This is a genomic window from Pseudomonas sp. LBUM1670, from assembly GCF_059695695.1.
Window position 1 is genome coordinate 2,409,510 of record NZ_CP166783.1, and the last position, 21,216, is coordinate 2,430,725.

The 21,216-nt window shown below is 57.4% G+C and carries 19 protein-coding genes and 1 pseudogene; 14 read left to right on the forward strand and 6 right to left on the reverse strand.

The window, feature by feature from the left end:
• Positions 1-66: 66 nt before the first annotated feature.
• The 10 genes from ACA073_RS10995 (at position 67) to ACA073_RS11040 (ending at position 10,033) form a co-directional block, all read left to right on the forward strand.
• Positions 67-678, forward strand: a complete 612-nt coding sequence (locus ACA073_RS10995; RefSeq protein ID WP_497403365.1) for an acyltransferase — start codon at positions 67-69, stop codon at positions 676-678.
• Positions 675-1,631 (forward strand): glycosyltransferase family 2 protein, encoded by a 957-nt coding sequence (locus ACA073_RS11000; RefSeq protein WP_497403367.1) that lies wholly within the window; start codon positions 675-677, stop codon positions 1,629-1,631. The genes ACA073_RS10995 and ACA073_RS11000 overlap by 4 nt, the downstream gene beginning before the upstream one ends.
• A gap of 8 nt (positions 1,632-1,639) precedes the next feature.
• A complete protein-coding gene (locus ACA073_RS11005) occupies positions 1,640-2,191 on the forward strand; it encodes a serine O-acetyltransferase (RefSeq protein WP_497403369.1) in 552 nt (183 codons plus the stop codon).
• A 5-nt stretch (positions 2,192-2,196) separates the two neighbouring features.
• Positions 2,197-3,174, forward strand: coding sequence for a glycosyltransferase family 2 protein (locus ACA073_RS11010; protein WP_497403371.1), 978 nt, complete (start codon positions 2,197-2,199; stop codon positions 3,172-3,174).
• A gap of 7 nt (positions 3,175-3,181) precedes the next feature.
• The gene (locus ACA073_RS11015; RefSeq protein ID WP_497403373.1) at positions 3,182-4,171 is read left to right on the forward strand and encodes a DUF535 family protein; all 990 of its coding nucleotides are present in this window, start codon (positions 3,182-3,184) and stop codon (positions 4,169-4,171) included.
• Between the two features lie 12 nt (positions 4,172-4,183).
• Positions 4,184-5,386: a glycosyltransferase gene (locus tag ACA073_RS11020; protein WP_497403374.1), complete on the forward strand. Its 1,203-nt coding sequence runs from the start codon at positions 4,184-4,186 to the stop codon at positions 5,384-5,386.
• Positions 5,383-6,570 carry a glycosyltransferase family 2 protein gene (locus ACA073_RS11025; protein WP_497403375.1) on the forward strand — a complete coding sequence of 396 codons (1,188 nt, stop codon included), beginning with the start codon at positions 5,383-5,385 and terminating at the stop codon, positions 6,568-6,570. Before ACA073_RS11020 ends, ACA073_RS11025 begins: the two co-directional genes overlap by 4 nt.
• Positions 6,570-7,304, forward strand: a complete 735-nt coding sequence (locus tag ACA073_RS11030; protein ID WP_497403377.1) for a WecB/TagA/CpsF family glycosyltransferase — start codon at positions 6,570-6,572, stop codon at positions 7,302-7,304. The genes ACA073_RS11025 and ACA073_RS11030 overlap by 1 nt, the downstream gene beginning before the upstream one ends.
• A gap of 371 nt (positions 7,305-7,675) precedes the next feature.
• The gene (locus ACA073_RS11035) at positions 7,676-8,818 is read left to right on the forward strand and encodes a hypothetical protein (RefSeq protein WP_497403379.1); all 1,143 of its coding nucleotides are present in this window, start codon (positions 7,676-7,678) and stop codon (positions 8,816-8,818) included.
• Between the two features lie 78 nt (positions 8,819-8,896).
• Positions 8,897-10,033 carry a glycosyltransferase 61 family protein gene (locus ACA073_RS11040; RefSeq protein WP_497403380.1) on the forward strand — a complete coding sequence of 379 codons (1,137 nt, stop codon included), beginning with the start codon at positions 8,897-8,899 and terminating at the stop codon, positions 10,031-10,033.
• Between the two features lie 201 nt (positions 10,034-10,234).
• On the opposite strand, the gene ACA073_RS11045 is transcribed toward ACA073_RS11040, so the two are convergent.
• On the reverse strand, positions 10,235-11,659 hold the full coding sequence (locus ACA073_RS11045; protein WP_497403382.1) for an undecaprenyl-phosphate glucose phosphotransferase: 1,425 nt from the start codon (positions 11,657-11,659) through the stop codon (positions 10,235-10,237).
• Between the two features lie 283 nt (positions 11,660-11,942).
• On the opposite strand from ACA073_RS11045, the pseudogene ACA073_RS11050 reads away from it, so the two are divergent.
• Positions 11,943-12,029 (forward strand): annotated as a pseudogene (locus tag ACA073_RS11050) (hypothetical protein); the annotation flags it as partial.
• A gap of 1 nt (position 12,030) precedes the next feature.
• Here the strand turns inward: ACA073_RS11050 and ACA073_RS11055 are convergent.
• Both ACA073_RS11055 and ACA073_RS11060 read right to left on the reverse strand, forming a co-directional pair.
• Positions 12,031-14,418, reverse strand: coding sequence for a DUF3772 domain-containing protein (locus ACA073_RS11055; RefSeq protein ID WP_497403384.1), 2,388 nt, complete (start codon positions 14,416-14,418; stop codon positions 12,031-12,033).
• A 129-nt stretch (positions 14,419-14,547) separates the two neighbouring features.
• Positions 14,548-15,732 (reverse strand): acetyl-CoA C-acyltransferase family protein, encoded by a 1,185-nt coding sequence (locus tag ACA073_RS11060; RefSeq protein ID WP_497403385.1) that lies wholly within the window; start codon positions 15,730-15,732, stop codon positions 14,548-14,550.
• An 820-nt stretch (positions 15,733-16,552) separates the two neighbouring features.
• Here ACA073_RS11060 and ACA073_RS11065 point away from each other — a divergent pair.
• Positions 16,553-16,774, forward strand: a complete 222-nt coding sequence (locus tag ACA073_RS11065) for a hypothetical protein (protein ID WP_497403387.1) — start codon at positions 16,553-16,555, stop codon at positions 16,772-16,774.
• Between the two features lie 6 nt (positions 16,775-16,780).
• Here the strand turns inward: ACA073_RS11065 and ACA073_RS11070 are convergent, their stop codons facing one another.
• Positions 16,781-17,683, reverse strand: a complete 903-nt coding sequence (locus ACA073_RS11070) for a LysR substrate-binding domain-containing protein (RefSeq protein ID WP_497403389.1) — start codon at positions 17,681-17,683, stop codon at positions 16,781-16,783.
• Between the two features lie 144 nt (positions 17,684-17,827).
• Between ACA073_RS11070 and ACA073_RS11075 the strand changes: the two genes are divergently transcribed.
• Together ACA073_RS11075 and ACA073_RS11080 are read left to right on the forward strand one after the other, a co-directional pair.
• On the forward strand, positions 17,828-19,129 hold the full coding sequence (locus tag ACA073_RS11075; RefSeq protein ID WP_497403390.1) for an NAD(P)/FAD-dependent oxidoreductase: 1,302 nt from the start codon (positions 17,828-17,830) through the stop codon (positions 19,127-19,129).
• A gap of 51 nt (positions 19,130-19,180) precedes the next feature.
• Positions 19,181-20,269, forward strand: coding sequence for a polyamine ABC transporter substrate-binding protein (locus ACA073_RS11080; RefSeq protein WP_497403392.1), 1,089 nt, complete (start codon positions 19,181-19,183; stop codon positions 20,267-20,269).
• Between the two features lie 3 nt (positions 20,270-20,272).
• On the opposite strand, the gene ACA073_RS11085 is transcribed toward ACA073_RS11080, so the two are convergent.
• Both ACA073_RS11085 and ACA073_RS11090 read right to left on the reverse strand, forming a co-directional pair.
• Entirely contained in the window at positions 20,273-20,785 is a 513-nt protein-coding gene (locus ACA073_RS11085; RefSeq protein WP_497403393.1) for a DUF6644 family protein, read from the reverse strand.
• A complete protein-coding gene (locus ACA073_RS11090) occupies positions 20,785-21,135 on the reverse strand; it encodes a DUF6152 family protein (RefSeq protein ID WP_497403395.1) in 351 nt (116 codons plus the stop codon). The genes ACA073_RS11085 and ACA073_RS11090 overlap by 1 nt, the downstream gene beginning before the upstream one ends.
• Positions 21,136-21,216 lie beyond the last annotated feature (81 nt).

Sequence of the window (21,216 nt, forward strand, 5' to 3'; positions counted from 1 at the left end):
CAAAAAAACCGGGGTGTATCTGGCTCTGGCACGGATGAGAATCGCAGGATTTGTGAGGCTGACAGGATGATAGGGCTGGCAAGGCGTGCTGTAAGTTATTACGTCAACAAAACGGGGCGGGGAGGCTGGATCTTTAAACGGTTTTGTAACCCTGACGGGTTCGAGTGGGCTCGATATCTGGCGCGCTGGGGGTCGCTGCATTCCGTCGGCAGCAATGTGTGGATCAATGTCGGGTGCAATATCGCTGACCCTTCGCTGGTGCGCCTCGGCAGCAACATCGCTTTATCGGATTGCACGCTGTTCTGCCACGATGGAGCCGTTTTCTTCTCCACTCTCTACAACGTAAAACTTGATTCTGTCGGACCAGTCGACATCCGTGACAACTGTTTTATCGGGCATGGTGCGATCATCATGCCGTGCGTGACCATAGGTCCGGGTTCAATTGTCGCCGCAGGTGCTGTTATCAGGAAAGATGTTCCGCCTGGTGTCGTGGTCGGGGGCAATCCTGCGAGAGTTTTTTGTACCGTTGAAGAGCTGATGAAAAAATTCGAGACGCGTTGCAACGACTATCCGTGGATGGACATGATCAGAGAGCGCACCGGTTCCTATGATCCAAGTGTGGAGTCAGCGCTTACGGCCATGCGAGTGCAGTACTTTTTTGGCGAGCCACCTAAATGACCCATACTCCCCTTGATGTGCTGGTCGTCAACTACAATACAGCGAAGCTGTTGGAGCCGATGTTTGATGCATTGCGCCAGTCAAACAGTGCTGATCTGACGCGCTATCTGGTCGTGGACAATGCCTCTGCCGATAATTCCCTGGAGCGTCTGGAGAATGTTTGCCCAGAGGCATTGTTACTGGCCAATGAAAACAATGTGGGCTTTGGCCGCGCCAACAATCAGTTGGTTGAACACCTTCAGGGCAAGTACGCGTTGCTACTTAATACCGATGCCTTCGTTGCCGCCGACACCCTGAAAAAAACCCTCGACTACATGGAGGCTCATCCGGATTGCGGTGTCCTCGGCGTTCGGCTGGTTGGCCGGGAAGGCGATCTGCAACCCTCGTGTCGCTACTTCCCGACGCCGCTGAATGTCTTCCTCTCGCGTACCGGGCTTGAACGGTTTTTCCCCGTGGTGAAGAGGGTGGATGACATGGACTGGGATCACGCCTCGGTCCGTGAGTGCGACTGGGTACCTGGCTGCTATTACCTGATCCGCCGTGAAGTCATCGACCAGGTGGGCTTGTTCGATCCGCGCTACTTCCTATATTACGAGGAGGTCGATCACTGCAAACGCGTCAAGCAGGCCGGCTGGAAGGTGGTTTACTACCCGGACACCACGGTGGTGCATATCGGCGGTGAAAGTGCCAAAACGGTTGTCGAGCTCAATGCGGTCAGTCGACAGATACCCAAAATGCAGATCGAAAGTGAGCTGTTGTATTTCCGCAAGCACCACGGTCTGCCCGGTTTGGCCTTGCATATGTTTCTGGTGTGCGTGGGTGATCTGATTCTGGCGCTCAAGGCGTTATTGAAAGGTCGGGGCCGAGCGGCCATCGGCGCGTGCTGGCAGCATGCGCGTGCCACCTGGGCGCTGCTGCGTGAGACCAAATTCGCTAGCCAACCAACACGGTAGAGCCATTCATGTTCGAAAACATACGTGCGGACTTGCGTGCATACGCGGGTGATTGGGGGGCTCAGGGCTTCTGGGTGATGGTGGTTTATCGCTTCGGACGCTGGCGCTACGGCGTGCGTCCGGCCCTGTTGCGCAAGCTGCTCTCCTTTATCTACAAAGTGCTCTACAAACTCGTGCAGATCCTCACGGGCATCGAGCTGCCCTGTGAAGTCGTGGTCGGACGCAACTTTGTCATCGATCATTTCGGCGGCATCATTATCAGTGGTTATGCGCAGTTCGGCGATGATTGCCGGATCCGCAATGGCGTGGTCGTGGGGCTGAAGAACGTCAACGAGCCGATCGCCCCGGTGATCGGCAACAACGTTGATATCGGCACCGGGGCCAAGGTGCTGGGCAATATCCGCATTGGTAACAACGTCGTCATTGGTGCCAATGCCGTGGTGCTGACCGATGTGCCGGACGACTCGGTGGCAGTGGGGGTACCCGCAATTATCAAGAGAAGGCAGTCTGCAGAAGCAACAGCATGCTCCGTGGACACTTCCGACTGCGACGCTGAGTGAAGCCCATGGCGATTGGCATGGGTGTCGTCGTTATCGGTCGCAACGAAGGCCTGCGGCTTGAGCGTTGCCTGGCTTCGCTGGTCGGTGCGGCAGAGCAGGTTGTCTATGTCGACTCCGGATCAACGGACAATTCGGTGCAGATGGCAAAGGCGCTCGGGGTCGAGGTGGTCGAGCTGGATATGTCGATCCCGTTTACGGCGGCGCGCGCGCGCAATGAAGGATTTGCCCGCCTGCAACATCTGCTGCCGGCGATGCGTTACGTACAGTTTGTCGACGGTGATTGCGAGGTTGTCGAAGGCTGGTTGTCCCGGGCTCAGGCCTTTCTCGAGGCACGGCCTGAAGTGGCGGTGGTCTGTGGACGGCGCCGCGAACGTTTTCCGCAGCGCTCGATTTACAACTTGTTGTGTGACCTCGAATGGGACACGCCGATAGGCGAGGCCAAAGCCTGTGGTGGCGATGCGTTGATGCGGGCCGATGCCTTCGCCGCAGCGTCGGGGTTTCGGGCGGATCTGATTGCCGGGGAAGAACCGGAATTGTGTGTGCGCCTGCGGGCGAATGGATGGAAGGTCTGGCGTCTGGCTGAGGAAATGACCCTGCACGATGCGGCCATGACCCGCTTCGGCCAGTGGTGGCGGCGTACATTGCGCGGCGGCCATGCCTTTGCCGAAGGCGCTTTTTTGCATGGGGCTGCACCGGAGAAACATTGGCTGCGGGAGTCTCGTCGTGCCTGGTTCTGGGGCTTGGGTGTGCCGCTGGCGACGGTGATCGCGATGTTGATGCTGGGATGGCCCGGGCTGCTTTTGCTGCTGGTCTATCCATTGCAAGTCGTGCGCCTGGCTCGCCGGGGCGGTAGATCAACGCGCGAAAACTGGCTGCTGGCTTTATTTCTCGTGCTGGGCAAATTTCCCGAAATGCTCGGACAAGCCAGGTTTCTTTTGAACAGATTCGGCACCGGCAAGTCGGCGTTGATCGAATACAAGTGAGACGTCCATGAATAATTGGCTGCTATTGAAAAGCGTGTTTTCCCTGCACGCGGGCTATTCGTTAAGAGCCTTGAAAAACAAGCTTAAATTATTGGTTTTGATTGGACAAAACTGGTCGGGGCTCAACGCGTTCCTGGGGCGCATGTCGAACGCCCTGGGCAAGTCCGGTGTCGAGAAGTTGGGGGTAGATTGTGTCGGTGTTGTTCATTGGCCATACATCAGTAAAAACTGGAGCGCTCAGGACAGATTAGGTGTGCTGGCGTCGCATTACGAAGTCATCACAAAAAGCTGCCCGCAATTGTTGCTTTTCGGGCGAAGCGAAAGTCTGGTGTTGAGTGACTTGTCGGAGTTCTCCGCGGGTTGCTCCCTGGTGCTGGATCGTCCGACATGGTTCATGCGTGAAGGGGAACTGGTACTGAATTTGTTTCAGGGTGATTTGCGCATTGCCTCCATCGCGTTCACCTTGTGCCGCACAGACACTGAGTTATGTATTTTCATCGGCGCCGTTCAAGGGATACACAAAGGCGTGGAGAGTGATCTGTCGTTGAGCATCTACAGGGACCTGACAAAAGATTTTGAAGGTCTACGGCCAAGAAGCTTCCTGATCGAAGTGATCAAATACCTTGCCATCAACCTCGGCGTTGAAAAAATTTATGCGGTAGGGGATGGGTATCGCCACCACCGTCATCCGTATTTTGGTACTGAAAAAGCTCAGGATCTGGCGGCAAATTACGACGTCATCTGGTTGGAGCACGGCGCGACGCCCTCAGAGCGCGAGGACTTCTTTGAGATTCCCATGGAACCGTCGAGAAAGCCGCTCGACAGTATTGCGTCAAAAAAACGTGCCATGTACCGCAGACGCTATGAACTTCTGGATGACACGTTCAGAAAGCTGGACAGCGTGTTGTCAGCCAGTTACAGCAAACGGCGTGACGTTCCTGACAGCCGTACGAGTGTGGAATCACCGGCAGCAATAACCCTCCGCAACGACAACTGAGCCAGGGTTCCTATGCATATCGCTTATTTCATCAATCAGTACCCTAAGGTCAGCCATAGCTTCATTCGTCGAGAGATTTTGGCGGTGGAACGTCAGGGTTTTGAGGTACAGCGTATAGCGCTGCGTGGCTGGGACGCCGAGTTGGTGGATGCCGAGGACGTGTCCGAACGCGATAAAACCCGGTATGTATTGCAGGACGGAGTAAAAGGGCTGTTGGGGCCCGCGCTGAAGGTGTTGCGCGCACAGCCGCAACGCTTCTTTTCGGCCCTGTGGCTGGCGTTACGCATGGGCCGGCGGGCTGATCGCGCCTGGCCGTATCACGTGGTTTATTTGCTCGAAGCCTGCCGCCTGCTGACTTGGTTACAGGCGTTCGGCGCCAAGCATGTGCATGCGCATTTCGGTACTAACTCCACCGAGGTGGTGATGCTGGCCAACGCACTCGGTGGGCCGGCGTACAGTTTCACCGTGCACGGCCCGGAAGAGTTCGACAAACCGCAGTTCATTCATTTGGGCGAGAAAGTACGCCGCGCGGCGTTTGTCGCGGCCATCAGCTCTTATGGCCGCAGTCAGCTGTTTCGCTGGGTGGATCATTCGCACTGGGCCAAGGTAAAAGTAGTGCATTGCGGCCTGGAGCAGACGTTTCACGATGTGACGCCCGTTGCCGTGCCTGCCGTGCCGCGTCTGGTTTGCGTGGGTCGCTTGTGTGAGCAAAAGGGCCAACTGCTGTTGCTGGAGGCCGCCCGCATCCTGGCCGGGCAAGCTGTGGAGTTCGAGATCGTACTGGCCGGCGATGGGGAAATGCGTGGGCAAATCGAAGCCCTGGTTGCACAGCATGGCTTGCAGTCGCAGGTACGAATTACCGGCTGGATCAGCAGCGACCAGGTGCGCACAGAAATTCTTGCCGCGCGGGCCCTGGTATTGCCCAGCTTTGCGGAGGGTTTGCCGGTGGTCATCATGGAAGCCATGGCGTTGCGCCGACCGGTGTTGACGACCTATGTGGCGGGCATTCCCGAGCTGGTGCGTCAGGGCGAGAACGGCTGGTTGTTTCCCGCCGGCGAAGTGGAGGCGCTGGCGGCGGCGATGGCGGACTGCCTCGCGCAACCTGTCGAGGTGTTGCAGCGGATGGGCGACGCGGCCTATCAGCGGGTGGTGGAACGACACGATATCGATACCGAAGCAGCCAGGTTGGCTCATTTGTTCAGGGCGCAAACATGATCACATTACTCGGTTGGCTGTACAGCGCACTGCTGCTACTAATCGTCCTGCCAGTGTCGGTGCTGTTTGTGCAGGTGCTGCTGGCCTGTCTGCCTGTGCGGTCGCGTTCGTCGAACCCAGGGCCGCGGCCGCGGGTGGCGGTGCTGGTGCCGGCGCACAATGAATCCTCGCTCATCGTTTCGACGCTGGACAGCATTCGGTCGCAGCTACTGGAAGGCGATCGCCTGTTGGTGGTGGCGGACAACTGTTCTGACGACACGGCGGCGCTGGCCCGCGCGGCGGGTGCCGAGGTGGTGGAGCGCCGCAACGAGCAGCAGCGTGGCAAGGGGTATGCGCTGGACTTTGGGGTGCGGCATTTGGCGAGCGATGCGCCGGACGTCATGATCATCATCGATGCCGATTCCCTGGCGGGTGAGGGCTCCATCGAGCGCCTGGCAATGTGCTGCATCCACTCAGGGCGGCCAGTGCAGGCACTGTATTTAATGCATGCTCCAGCGGGTTCCGGGCTGAAAGTGCAGCTTGCCGAGTTTGCCTGGTGTGTGAAAAACCGGGTGCGGCCGCAAGGTTGGGCCCGGCTTGGTTTGCCTTGTTCATTAATGGGCTCGGGAATGGCTTTCGTCTGGAAGGATCTCGCTTTGATTGATTTAGCCAGTGGCCATATCGTCGAAGATCTGAAGATGGGCCTGGATTTCTGCCGAAACGGCAAGCCGCCGTTGTTTTGCCCCGAAGCCCTGGTGAGCAGTTATTTTCCCCGCAGTGATGAAGGCTTGAGTACCCAGCGTACGCGCTGGGAACACGGTCATCTGGGGGTCATCCTGGGTGATGCGCCAAAGTTGATGGTGGAGGCGATCACCCGGGGTAACGGGAGTCTGCTGGCGATGACAGTGGATTTGTTAGTCCCTCCGCTGGCCTTGCTGACGTTGGTTCTGGGCGCAGCCTTTGCCCTGTCATGGCTGGTGTTTTTGCTGAGCGGAGCGTGGGCGCCCGCATTGATCGCTTCGTTCGGGATGGTCCTGTTGGCAGGGGCTGTCCTGTTGGCATGGAGCGGGTTCGGTCGCGGGATCATCCCTTTTTCGACCTTGTTGTATGCGCCGTTCTACGCGTTGAAAAAAATCCCCCTGTACATCGGCTTCGTGTTCAAGCGCCAGGTCGAGTGGGTGCGTTCGAAGAGAGATGACAACTAATGCACGCTTCGTCCTGGCAACACCGCTGGCAAACGATTACCCGGAAACTCAGGGTGGTCAGCGACGTTGATGATGAGCAAAGACTGATTGATGCGTTATCCAGGCCTGACGTGACAACAGTGCTCGGATTCGCCAATGCCCATGCCATGAACCTTGTGGCAGCCAATACCGATTACCATCACGCGCTGCTGTCAGCGGACGTGTTACTGCGCGATGGCTCCGGCCTGGCCATCCTGTTTCGTCGCCTCGGTCTGGAGCCGGGGCTGAATATGAATGGCACCGATTTCATCCCCAAACTGCTGGCTGCGTACATGGGCAGGCGTGTGGCGTTCTGGGGCACTGAAGAACCTTTTCTAACCAATGCGGTGCGGCATGGCGAAGCGGAATTCGCGGTCAATGTTGTCTCTGCTCACCATGGCTTCGCGCCAGTGGATACCTACATAAACCTTGCCCGACAGTTTCAGCCGGAACTGGTTGTGCTCGGAATGGGCATGCCCAAGCAAGAAGCCGTTGCTGCCAGGCTGGCCGACAGCGGTGTGCCCTGTCTTGTCGTGTGCGGCGGGGCAATCCTGGACTTTCTCGGCGGCAAAGTGACTCGCGCTCCGCAATGGGTGCGCCGTCTCGGCTGTGAATGGGTGTTCAGACTCCTCACTGAGCCAAAGCGATTATTCCGTCGCTACGTGATGGGTAATCCGCTGTTCCTTTTACGTACGTTAATCTTCAGGCAAGCCTGACGTAACAGGTCTTTTGACGCGGGTTCAAGCTTTTCCGGCGCCATAAAAACAGCGCTTGAAATATCTTGCAAAACTTCGGCGTTGCACCTTTACTCATGTTGAAGTCATCGACTTGACGGGTGTGCTTGCGGTTGTGTGCTTCATTGAGATTGGCGTCAACAAAATGTTGTCGGACCGTCTTGAGTTTCAGGGAGGGAGTTGCGAGTTTTTCGCAAGAAGGAAGGTGGCGTGCTCAAAGTGGATGCGGACTGTATCGAGATTGTAATATCCGCACATTTTTGAAAAATGTGCTCAGTTGTCGCGCTTTCATTTCGAGTCTTTGATGTATTGAATTGAAATTCAATGGCCCTTCCTTGAATTGTGCTAACCAAATGAAAGAATATATAGCGGAATTAATGCGTCAGTTATTATCTCCTTCAATGCGATTTGAGCTGAGGAAAGCTGTCGCCTGGCTGCGGGATATCCTTGGACGAGCCTGTTTTTGGCGCTGGGAAATTGTCAGATTCAGACTGCGGGAAGACAGTCGCTACGACATTCTCTACGCGGGCAGGAAAACACAGCGGGAGTTTGTGAAGGTTTTACTGGGCGTTCAATCTCAAGCGGTTGATGGTCAGTTGAAGTTGGGCAAGTCAGACCGGACGGTATGGGTCAGTGAAATGCCGACCCCGGGGGCATTATACGTGCCTCAATACCTGAGTGCTGTCGTGCCGCTGACTCGGTCAATCGACGAGATCACCGCGAGATACAACACCGAGTTACGCCGGAATCTGCGCAAGAACCGTCTGCGCTACCGCATGAAACAAGCGTTGAACGATGACGAGATTGAAATTGCAGACCGCGAAATGCTTCAACCTTATGCCAAGGCCAGACATGGTTCGGCCGCTTCGCAGATTGAAGCGCGTGAAGTTCAGCGGGTGGCAAAAGTTGCCGGGCGACTCGACCTGGTGGTGCTGGAAGACGAGATTGTCGCGTGCCATCTTGGCTGTGTAGTCACCCGGGCAGGCAAGCGTTATTGGAGTACCGTGCGCTTCGGTTACCCCGATGTCGTATTTTCAGATACAAAGAAGTTGCGTGAAGTTAATTCCATTACCACTTTCATGGCGCTTGAGTGGGCGATTGAAAATGGTTTTGACTATTACGATATCGGAACTTGCCTGGCTCGCCCGGACGACGGACTTCTCGAATGGAAAAGAAGACGCGGCGGCGATGTTGATACGTTGGGTAACCACGGCTATGTGTTTGTTCAACTGCCCAGGATTGGCGCAGCGCAGTTTCTCTGGGAGGCACCGCTATTTGCTGTAGAAGGAAAGCACCTGACACTTCATCTCGGGTTACCGGACGGACCCAGTGATGAAGAAGTTGCGAACCGATATCGCGAAATGGGTTTTGGTGGCCTGTTCAAAATATACCTCCATTGTTCCAGGGTGCCGGGAGAAGTGCTTCTCGAGACTTTGCGCAGTCGGTACGCTCATTTGAACTCACCCCCTGTTCTGGAAAGTGTCGTATCCACCTGAACAAGTCGTTGTGTTTAAACAAAGTCAGTTTCGCCAATAACGCTTGTTGCTGTTTATCCATGTCTGGATGGGGTGGCTATGTCTCAATTCAATGCATTGACCAGTGGCGGCCAATCGAAGTGGAGCCTTGCTGCATATAAGCACCTTATCAAAACACGCGTCACGCGGACGCCGTCGTTGACCCTGCAGAGCCAGGCCGTGAAAAAATGGGAAATTGCTCCGGGCGAAATCGCGATGGCTCCGCCCGCTTTTTATCTGCCCAACCAGCTCGAGCGTGTGACGGGGTGGGCCGAGGCGCTTTTTTATCCTCACGAGCATCCTCGACGCACAATGGAAGGCGTCGGTCGTGTTGAACATAATCCGACCAGAGGTTACTTGCTGAAGGATGTCTGGTTGATCGATGGCACGCTCTACAAAGGCAATGCCAAATCATGGTTGACTCCTGGTTCTGGCCGGTTGCCGGGGATTCGCGTAGAAAACGAAATCGATCGCGGTGCCTTGTATTGCACAGCGGGGGGAAACAAATGGTTTGGCACCTGGCTAATGGATGATTGTTTAACGTATCGCTTGGCCAGCGACGAAGGTGTCCCGGTGACCACCGCACCCTTTGCCGATAATGTTTCCATCGCCAGGAACGGCATAATTCACGCCCCCGATTACGAGAACTGGCTGGACATGAGGCCAGTTCGTTTGCGCAATGCATTTTTCCGTGAACTCGTGATCTTTGACGATCTAAGCCACAATCGACACAAGCACCTGCGTTTTCGGGCGATGGGTGAAAAACTGCTGTCACACGTCAACGTCAGCGCTCATCCGGGCGTGTTCATCCTGCGAGGTGGCAAGGGTGAACTGCGGTTGTTACGCAATGAGAGGGAGCTTGCAGAACGTCTGCGTGACCGCAGAGGTTTTCGCATTCTCGACCCGGCGACATCCGATGTTGCAACCATTGTCGCGGCCTGTGCCGGGGCAAGAACCGTGATAGGGGTCGAGGGGAGTCAACTTATCCATGGGGTCAATGTACTTCCGCCGGGTGGTTCGCTGCTCGTTTTGCAGCCGCCTGATCGTTTCGTCTGTTTCTTCAAGTACCTGACCGATCGTGATCAGCAGAACTTTGGTTTTGTGGTGGGTACGCCAGCAGGTCGTGGCTTCACCATCGACCCCGATGAAGTTGAACGCACGCTGGATCTCTTTCCGTCATCGTGCGGCGAGATGTAGGCGGAAATCTGTGGCGAGGGGATTTATCCCCGTTCGGCTGCGAAGCAGTCGCCAATCCAGACAATTCAGTCTATTTGGCCGGACGCTGGGGCCGCTTCGCGACCCAACGGGGATAAATCCCCTCGCCACAAATGTGGGCACTTGCGCTTAGGTGAACAGCATTATTCGACATCAAACGGTCGTCCCTGTACTCATGACCGACTAGTAGGCTTGTTTGCCGGAGAACGCAGATATCGTTCGTAAAAGAATGACGAAGTCGAGCCAGAGCGACCAGTTGTTGATGTACTCGATGTCTGAGTCAACCCGCCGAATCATTTGTTCTATAACTTTCGTTTCACCGCGAAGGCCACGTACCTGAGCAAGACCGGTGATGCCCGGTTTAATGTTGTGACGCGCAAAGTAGCCCGAGACATCGGGCGAGTACTGCATGTCGTGCTGGATCGCGTGCGGGCGAGGTCCCACCAGCGACATTTCTCCCATCAACACATTGAACAACTGCGGTAGCTCATCCAGGCTGGTTCGCCGAATAAAGGCGCCCACCCTCGTCACGCGTGGATCATTCTTTTGTGCCTGCTGGACGGTGCCGTCTGACGGCTGATGGACCACCATGCTTCTGAACTTCCAGATACGGAAAACTTCGCCACTCCATCCCATGCGTTGTTGACGAAAGAACACGGGGCCGGGGTTATCAATCTTGATCGCAAGGGCGACCATCGCCAGCACTGGCGCGGCAAAAAGCAGGATGAGGAAAGCCCCGACTTTGTCTTCGAGATTCTTCAAAAACAGTCGCATGCCCATCAGCGGAGTTTCGGACAAGGTCAGCACGGGAATGCCGGCAATCTCGCGAACACTGTGGTTGATCAACTTCAAGGCGAAAATGTCAGGTACCCAGTTAACCCTGACGTGTTTATCGAACAGACTTAAATAAACCTTCTGGATAACTTCGGAGCCACCCACAGGGGTCACAAAATAGACGGTACGAATGGCGTGCTTGACCACCAATTCATCAAGATCAGAGATATTGCCCAGTATCGACAGGCGTGGTGCGCCTTCCAGGCCTTCCTTTCCCCGCTCATCGTCCGCGCCAATCAACACACAGCCGACGATGCGCTCACCCAGCCAGGGGTTATTGCTGATTTTCTTGTGAAGGTAGTTGGCCAGCTCGCCCGAGCCAATGATCAGCGAATTTTCCAGTTGCGTCGGATGGGCCAGAAACTTTTTCTGCATTTCGCGCGTGGCAAGGTGCAACAGCAACTGGGCAATATAGCCAAGAACAAATAACTCCCCAACCAACAGCCGCGAATACTGTTCGCTGGTTTTGGTTAGAAAAGCCATGGCCACGAGAAAGCCAAAGGTCGCGGTCCAAGCCTTCAGAAGCTTGAAGGCTTTGACGGTAAAGCCGACATTGCTGCGATAAATAGCGTAGTGGTCGTACACGACGGCCAATGCCCCAAGCAGCAGCAGGAGCAGGATGACGTAGTCTTGGGAAATGAAGCCGATATGATAATTGATCAAAAACCACGCGACACCGGTTACCGCAACGCAATCGAGACCGGCCTGAACGACGATACTGGTGCTGCTTCTTCGCTGGAGAACGGAACGGGTACTGTTGGGCTCAAATATCATATTTAGACCTCATTTGCTTTCCCTTGCGCTCGATAATGACGGGGTTCAGGTCAAAACAGCCCTCGCTTGAGAGCCTCAGCGTCACACACAAGCTGCTCATACTTGTGACAGGTCTCCACGCTCAATTGTGTAAATCCGGTGAGACGAAGACGGGTGCTATCACTTTAGCAGCAGAGTGGATCATTCACTGGATCCCAGCGGTTTCTTACAACATTCAGGCCGAAAAAAGTCAGGCAGGAGGCGCTGAGTAAACACGGGGGCTGCCGCAGGTACGTTTTTTGTCTTCAAGCAATCCGGTATGGGCCGCGCGTTCGGGCAAGCGGTGATCGAGGCGTATACCGAGCTGAAATCGGTGTGCATCGCGCACTGATTCACACCGCGGGTGCCGGCTTCGCCAGTTCGATACCCGCGGCACCGAGGCGCTTGAGAATTTCAAACAGCAGGTCGCTTTTGGTGATGCTGACAATTCTCGGGCTGCCGACATAACCGGTGATGGTCAGGGTGATGCCTTCGGGCGTCAGTTTGCTGAAGCGCACCACCGGCGCCGGTTTGTCGAGAATGGTTTCGTGCTCGCAATAGGTGTTGTAGAGCAGGTCTTTCACCTGTTCGGGGTCGATGTCCAGGGGGAAGGTGAGTTCGAGCGTCGCCACCCCTTGGGCGCTACCGCCCAGGGTCACGTTGCGCAGGTTCTGCGAGATCAGCTGCGAGTTCGGGACGATGACGATCGAGCGGTCACTGAGCTGGATTTCGGTGGCCCGCACGTTGATCCGCCGGATGTCGCCTTCGACCCCGCTGATGCTGATCAGGTCGCCGACTTTCACCGGGCGCTCGGTCAGCAGGATCAGGCCGGACACGAAATTCTTGACGATCTCCTGCAAGCCAAAACCAATCCCCACCGACAACGCGCTGACGATCCAGGCCAGGTTGGTCCACTGCACGCCCAGTGATGACAGGGTCATCAGGATGACCAGGGCGTAGCCAATGTTGGCAAACAGCGTGGTCAGTGAGGCGCGCATGCCCGGATCCATCTCGGTTTTCGGCAGTAACTCCTTGTCCAGCCAGCGGCCCAGCGTGCGAATCAGGTAGATGCCAATCAGCAAGGCCAGGGTGGCGTTGAGCAAGTGACCGGGGATGATGTTCAGTTTGCGCAGCCCGGCGCCACCGAGAATGGAAAAGACATTGGTGAGCAGTTGCTCCAGTGTCGTGCCGACACCGCCGACGAACAGGGTGATGATCGCCATCAGCAACAGACCGGCCCGGCCGACACCCGACAGAATGGTCGAGATTTGCTCCAGACGCCGGTCTTCAATGCCCAGCAACTGTTTTAACGCCTTGCCGCTGGGGCTTTTGATCGAAAACAGGTACTCGCAGGTATCCTTGAAGAACTGCATCAGCAAGTAAAAACCGGAGAGAATGAGGAATCCCCAGACCAGTTCATAGGTGATGAACCTGGCCAGGGACACGTAGCCGGTCAAGAGAGATAACAGGGAAATCACCATCGAGAGACCGGTGATGGTGTAGAGCAAACCGGCGAGCGTCCTGCCCGCTTCAGGGGCTTCTCCAGCAGCCACGACGGCTCTTCGGACTCTGCCGGTGCGCCACAACAAGTCCACCAGAACAATCGAAACCACCAACGCGGCGATGCCTCGGGCGGCGATCACGATGCCGCTGCTCATGCCAGTGGCGTTGATAATCTGGTTAATCGTCACCAGAACCAACAGCACACCCGCGAGAATTCGGGGATAAGGTTGCAGTGACAGCGCCACCGGATCGGCAAGCGCCGGCAGCCGCCAGGACGGGTGATGCGTGGACAGCAGGGCGCGGCTCAGCGCGGTGATCAGGACGCAGGTATAAGCGACTTTTTCGAATTCCTGGGAAAACGTCGTCAGCATCGGTGTCAGCGGCGTCTGACGTGTGAAGGTATAAAACAGCAGTAGTAGGGACAGACCAACGGTCAGCACCGTGGCCAAAACGGAGGCCAATGCAAGGGAGCTTCGACGCAGGCGTCCTTCGGGCATCCGGTGAATGCACAGCCAGGTCAGCCCTCGTTCGGCGAGCCGGCGGCCGAGCGTCCAGATGACCAGGGTCAGCAGTAACAGGGCGCTGGTGATAAGACGTTGGCCCGGTTGCCAGGCGGCTTTGGCGACCACTCTCGCCTGATCGAAGAAGTTTCTGAAACGCAGCCGATCGTCCATCGACGGGGCCAGGACCGGTGACCAGAAGTCGGGGTTCAGGATGCTTCGGGTGCTCAGGGTCAGTTCGCTTTCCAGCAAGTTGCGGCGGATGCCGGCAATCTGAATGATGAGCTCGGTGGCACTCGCTTTCAGTGCCGCCAGGGTTTTCAGGGTGGCGTCGACTTTGTTTTTTTGCTCGGTGAGCGCGACCCTTTGCGCGGCGATATCGGACTGCTCGGCCGCGGTATCGTCGACGGGAACCGGCCCTAGCACGCCCAGTTGCGCGCGCAGTTGAGTCTGCAGGGGAAGCAGCGAGGCCGTAAGGCGATCGACATCCAGCAGGAACATCTGGACCAGGTCCTGCGGGCCTTCCAGTTGATTGAAGTTATCGACCAGCGAGATCTGCTGTTTGAGGCCGTCCAGCCGTAGTTGCAACGCGTGGAGATCGCTCTGGGAGACGGCGAGGGCTGCGTTTGCGGCCCTTGGTGCTGAAGCGTCTGGAGGGTCCGCCGCCGACAGCATTTCGGGCCCCGCCCCGAAAAGCGTGAAAGCGACGAAGATCATGGCTTTCAGTGCATGACGCATAGGAATGTCCGACTCTGTTGTTAGTCATTCAGCCTATGAGGTTAGGTCATCACGTAAACCTTCGAAGAATAGTTTGGTCGGCGGCGCTCAACCTGGCCCCCCGCTGAACGGGGGGGCAGGGTGGATAGGTCAGACGCGTTCGAACAACACGGCGATGCCCTGGCCGCCGCCGATGCACATGGTCGCCAAGGCATAACGGCCCTGAACGCGGTGCAGTTCGTGAATGGCCTTGGTGGCAATGATCGCGCCGGTGGCGCCCACCGGGTGACCCAGCGAGATGCCCGAACCGTTGGGGTTGACCTTCTCCGGGTCGAAGCCCAGTTCCTGCGCCACGGCACAGGCTTGTGCGGCGAAGGCTTCGTTCGATTCGATGACATCCAGGTCGGCCACGGTCAGGCCGGCGCGTTTGAGGACCAGTCGGGTGGCAGGGATCGGACCGAGTCCCATCAATTCCGGTTCGACACCGGCGTGGGCGTAGGCGACCAGTCGGGCCATCGGCTTGAGGCCATGCGCGAGCACCATTTCACCAGTGGCCATGATCAGCGCACCGGCGCCGTCATTGAGGCCGGAGGCGTTGCCGGCGGTGACGCTGCCGTCTTTTTTGAAGGCCGGTTTCATCTTGGCCAATTGTTCGGCATTGACCTCGGCACGCACGTGTTCATCTGTCGCAAAGGTCACGGTGCCTTTGCGCGACGCCACTTCGATCGGCACGATCTGACTATTGAACCGGCCTTCGGCAATCGCCCGCGCTGCCCGTTGCTGGCTGGCCATGGCCAGTTCATCCTGGGCCTGGCGGGTGATGCCGTAGCGCTCGGCGATGTTTTCCGCGGTGACGCCCATGTGGAAACCGCCAAACGGGTCGTGCAGCGCGCCGAGCATGTAGTCGATGGCCTGCATGTCACCCATGCGGGCGCCCCAACGCGCTTGCGGCAACAGATAAGCGCCACGGCTCATGGACTCGACGCCGCCGGCCAGCGCAGCCCCTGCATCACCCAGCATCAGGCTTTGCGCGGCACTGACAATCGCCTGCAAACCGGAACCGCAGAGACGGTTGACGTTGAAGGCTGGCGTCTCTTTCGGCAGCCCGGCATTCATCGCCACCGCCCGGGAAATGTAGGCGTCACGTGCTTCGGTCGGGATCACATGACCCATCACCGCATGGCCGATATGCTCCGGCGCCAGCCCCGAGCGCTCGATGGCGGCGCGGCAGACGTCGGTGGCCAGTTGAATCGGCGGCACATCCTTGAGCGAGCCACCGAAGCTGCCAATGGCGGAACGGACGGCGCTGATAACGAAAATGTCGGATGGGTTCATGAGGGTTTCCCTGGTTCAGTCAGGTGCGCGTTGGCACTGTTATTGGGAAAGAGTCTAGGGGCAGCGACGGTGTTGGCCTATGTCGAAAGTGCTCAAGGGGGGTGGTGTTTTTTGCCATTTCAGGTGGGGTCGGGGACATATCCGTTCTGCGGTAACGGCGGCTAGCGGTTTCGCTCTTACATCTATGGTTACCCCCTTTTCTGCAAAACTGTTTTTGATGTCGTGTTTGGCTTGCTTTCATCTATTCGGGGTCTGAGTGGGATTGCTAGCCCCGCGCCTCGATGAGAATCGATGCCCAACGATCCTTATTAGCGAGGCGGCCTGCCAGCCGACCTGATATCAGGTATACGCGTTCACCTGTGGGAGCTGGCTTGCCTGCGATGGTCGTCAACGTTAATGCGTGCAGTCAGAATGAACGCGGTGTCCTGACGTTTTTCGCGAGCAAGCTCGCTCCTACAGTTGATCGGTGTCGTTCCCAAGCATCGGGTTCACGTTAGTTGCCGTTGCCGTTGCCGTTGCCGTTGCCGTTGCCGTTGCCGTTGCCGTTGCCGTTGCTTTGCTTTGCTTTGGCTTTCGCGGTACTCGCCCCCTCACGTCCTGAGCCTGTCCGTCAACCGGTGACTACCTCCATCGGCGCCTCTACCAACGTTGATCCGCCCCGGAAAAAACCAGCTCAAAACACGTAACCCCCGTCGTGGGGCACGTCGCGGCAAAGTATTTACGGACAAGTTTGTAATGCAAGCTCTGCCGTATGTCGGGCGCCCGGAACGGTCACCCACTCATGTACTTCCAACCGAAGACAATCCTTGGGAGTTCCACCATGACCGATGATCTGAGACGGGATGCCCTGGCGGCCTGGTACAAGCTCCTCGCACAATCCGAGATTCGCATGGATGTGGAGGAGCAATACGACGAGTTGCTCAAGGCCGCCGATGAGATTGAGCGCGCTGGACTGATCAACAGCGCGGAATGGCGAACACTGGTGCGCGAGGCCGGGGTGGCTTTCTCCAATGCGACACAAGGGGTGGGCGGAGGCACTTAGGCTCAATCAGCGCTCACCGGCTTCCTTTTCGGCCTGCTGCGCGAACCATTGCAGGATCAGCGCGCAGGCCGGATGAGCGGCGGCTGAAGGTTGCAGATTCAACGCGTAAACACCTCGTGTTTCCAAGGGGTGGCCGAACGGGATGACAAGCACGCCCCGTTCGATCGATTCCCCTGCCAGCGTCCTGTCAGTCATCGCCACGCCCAATCCTCGTGCTGCTGCATCGAGTGCCAGTTCGTCGAGGTTGAAGGGGATGTGGCGGTAATCCTCCAGCGATCTGCCGCCATTGGCTGCCAGCCACTGGACCCAGTCATGCCGGTCCGCCGAGCGATGCAACAACGGGAAACTCACCAGATCTTCCACCACCGCCAGTGGGCGCGTCGCGTTGCCCAGTCCGGGGGCGCACACCGGCACCAACGCTTCCTTGAACAGGGTCAGGCAATCCGGATCAGGGGACGTTTCGGGCAGATAAAGGATGTAGGCATCACTGTCGATGGCGGGCTCCACCACTTCCGTCGCCACGGTTTCGATCGACAGCGAAACCTCCGGATGACTTCGATAGAACTCGCTCAATTTCGGCAGCAACCAGCGAACCGCCAGCGACACGTGCATGCGGATGCGGAAGGGGCGTTCCTGCGGTGCGAGCCGGTCTTCCAGTGTTTTCAGTTGCGCGAGGATATTCCGGGCGGTGCCCAGCACCTGTTCACCTTCCGGGGTCAGCCGGACATTGCGGCTGGTCCTCGCGAACATCGGAACGCCGAAGTGGCTCTCCAACAGCTGGATCTTTCGGCTGACCGCACTTTGGGTCAGGCACAGCCTGGCCGCCGCTTGGGTGAAACTGCCCGAGTCGGACACTTCCACCAGCGCCTGCAAGGCCTGAAGCGAGGGAACGTGGCGAATTTTATCCATGCGTTTTATGAATGGCTCGATGATTTTATAACGTTGGTTGTATCACTACAGGCCTTATAGATTCTAGCTCTGGCGAGCGTCTTCCGGAAACGCTCATGCGATTACGGCATGTGCTCGCAGAACGACAGTCCAATGAGGTGAGGCATGACCAATGAATGTGGCTGGATTGCGCAGGCGGGAAGTTCACCCGCTCGCCGTCCTCTCAAAGGCACGGAAAAGGCCGACTGGCTGATTATCGGTGCCGGCATCACCGGGCTGAGTGCCGCGCACTCGCTCGCGGAAATGCACCCTCAGGCGCGGATCGTGATCGTTGACCGGCAGCGCGCGGCGCAAGGCGCCTCGGCGCGTAACTCGGGTTTTGTGGTGGGCCACGAACACCCGACCAAGGATGAACTGATCGGCAACCACGGCTTTGCCGGGTATGAAGTGGACACCTCGATTTCACGCGCCGCCAGTGACGAAGTACGCCAGCGCATCGCGCGTCACGGCATCGAATGCGATTTCCGGGATTCCGGCTATTTCTTCGCCGTCAGCGATCCAGGCAAGTTGACCGATGTCGAGGACAAACTGGCGACATTGCGCGCCGTCGGCGCCTCTGCGCAATTTCTGCAAGGTGAACAGCTGAACGAAAAACTCGGCACCCGGCATTACCAGGCCGGGATCTGGTGCGGCCACGGCAACGCGCTGCTGCAACCGGCGAAATACGTGAAGGGCTTGCTGGATGCGCTGCCGGACAACGTGACCGTCTTCGAGAACACCGACATCACCGGTCTGGAGCGTTCGGGCATCGGGCGTATTCGCGCCAATGGCACCGCCGGCAGCATCGAGGCGAAGCAAGTCATGGTGTGCCTGAACGCGTTCATTCCCCGTTCGGGCATAGAGGACAGCGGAACCTTCCCGATGGAGCTCAGCGCCAGCCTGACCCGGCCGCTCAGCGATGAAGAGTTCCAGTCCATCGGCGCTGTCGAGCCGTGGGGCGTACTTTCCACCCGGCCGCTCGGCGCCACGGTGCGACTGACCCCGGATCGTCGCGTGATGATCCGCAACACCGCGGAGTACCGCTCCCGTGACCTGACCGACAGCGAGCTTCTGCATCGGCGCAAACACCATGTGCTCGGCTTGCAACGGCGCTTTCCGTTTCTCGGCGAGCAGGACATCCAGTACACCTGGACCGGACATTTGAGCGCCTCGCGCACCGGGCAACCCTATTTCGGCAAAGTCGAAGAGGGCGTGTTTGCGGTGGCCGGCTGCAACGGTTCGGGCGTCGCGCGCGGCACGCTGTGGGGCCGGCTGCTTGCCGAACTGTCGTCGGGCGTCAGCTCACCCATTCTGGATTCGGTGATAAGCAGGGCTCAACCGGGCTGGCTCCCGCCGAAACCGTTGCTCGATATCGGTGCCATGCTTCGCATGCGCGTGGAGGCGGTCAGGGCCAGAACAGAAATCTAAAAAACCCGGCAATCAAAAAACAACAAAAGCTCATCAACAAGGTGATTGAACATGCGCGTGAACACAATTCCCCTGATGGTTGTACTGACCACGTTGTCGGCCGCCACTTACGCGGACGAAGTCGTCAATATATCCAACTGGAACGGCTACATCGCCGACGACACTCTGCCAGGTTTCACCAAGGCAACCGGGATCAAGGCGACTTACGACATCCATGACAGCAACGAAGTGCTGGAATCGAAGCTGATGACCGGCAATACCGGCTACGACGTGGTCAGCCCTTCGAACCATTTCCTGTCGCGCCTGATCAAGGCCGGGGCCATTCAGAAACTCGACAGGAGCCAGCTCCCCAATTGGAAAAACCTTGACCCGGCGTTGATGAAGAAACTCGAAGTCAATGATCCGGGCAACCAGTACGGCTATCCGTACATGTGGGGCACGGCGGGGATTGGCTACAACGTCGAGAAGATCAAGGCGATCTTCGGCAACACCGATGTCACCCATTCGTGGAAGCTGTTTTTTGATGAAGAAAACATCAAGAAGCTTAGCCAGTGCGGCGTGGCGATTATTGATAACCCGACGCAGATTCTGCCGATCACCCTCAATTACCTGGGCTTGCCGCCCCATAGCCACGAGCCGGCGGATTACAAGAAAGCCGAGCAGGCGCTGCTGAAAATCCGGCCGTACGTGCAGTATTTCCATGCCTCCAAGTACATCAGCGACCTGGCAAACGGTAATGTCTGCGCGGTGATCGGGTTCAACGGCGATATCGTTCAAGCGGCCGCCAGCGCCAAGGAAGCCAACAACGGCATCGACATCGCCTATTCGATTCCTGACGAAGGCTCGACCCTGTGGTTCGACATGGTGGTCATGCCGAAGAGCGCGCCGCACGAGAAAGATGGCTACGCCTACATGAACTACCTGCTGACGCCACAAGTCATTGCCAACATCAGCAACAGCATCCATTACGCCAACCCCAACCTCGCGGCGGATCAGTATGTGACCCCGGCCGTGAAGCAGGACCTGGCGATCTACCCGCCGAAAAGTGTGTTGGACAAGTTGTTTACCGTCGAGGAACTGCCGGCGGCGATTGCGCGGTTGAGCACGCGTCTGTGGACCAAGTTGAAAACCAATACCTGATCATCAGGTGTAGGCCAGCAGCCGACCGCACAACACCACGGTGAGCCATAAAGCGATCGATAGCAGCGCCTGGCATTTTGCGATGCCGGGCGCGGCGACGGCGGTGTTCCATTGATTGACTGAACGATAGACACCGACGTGGAACAGCACTGCATTGAGGCCTGCCGTCGCAATCAGGCAAAGCTTCAGGATGAAAACGCTGTTGGAGGCGAAATCATGTGGGTGGGCTGAAAACATCATCAACCCGGCAGGCACGATCAACAGCAGCGCCGCTATCGACCAGGTCAGGAGGTGGCGAGCGAGGTCGGTCACGGCAATGTTTTTCGACAGGCCGAGCACGCGCAGGTCAAACATCATTACGGAGCCGACCAACACGATGAACCCGATGATGTGCACCACCTCCACCATCGGATAAAGCCACAGGTCGCCCCGCATGGCGGCGCCCAGCTGCGAGTCACCCACCCAGTCCAGCCAGCTATCCGCACCCGGATTCACGCCGGTATTGAGGGGTTGCATCAGCGTAACTCTGTGGTTTTTCCGCCGACTGTGATGCGTTCGGCGCGCAGTTCATCCGGTTTGTTGCGGTTCTGATAGCCGACCACGCTGGCCGTGCTGCCGACGCTTAGCATCTCTCGGGAAAGACCACGGTTTTCCATGCGCGAGGGCGGCGCCAATACCACGTTCCAGGTCTTGTCCGGTGTTTTGAGGCGCACGAATCCATGAGGATGGGAGTAACCCGATTCTTCGATCGTGCCGTTCAATTGCAAGGGATTGTCGGAGTTGTATTCACTCCAGCCGTGATGAGCGAACGCTGCGGTTGCCGCCAGTATCAATGACAAACCAATGCCGCCGAGCATGCCTTTCATGACCTGTCTCCTGATGCACGCCATCATTAAACTCAAGTCGCGAAGTCCAGTTGGTTTTTAGAATAGCTCGCCCATTTTCAG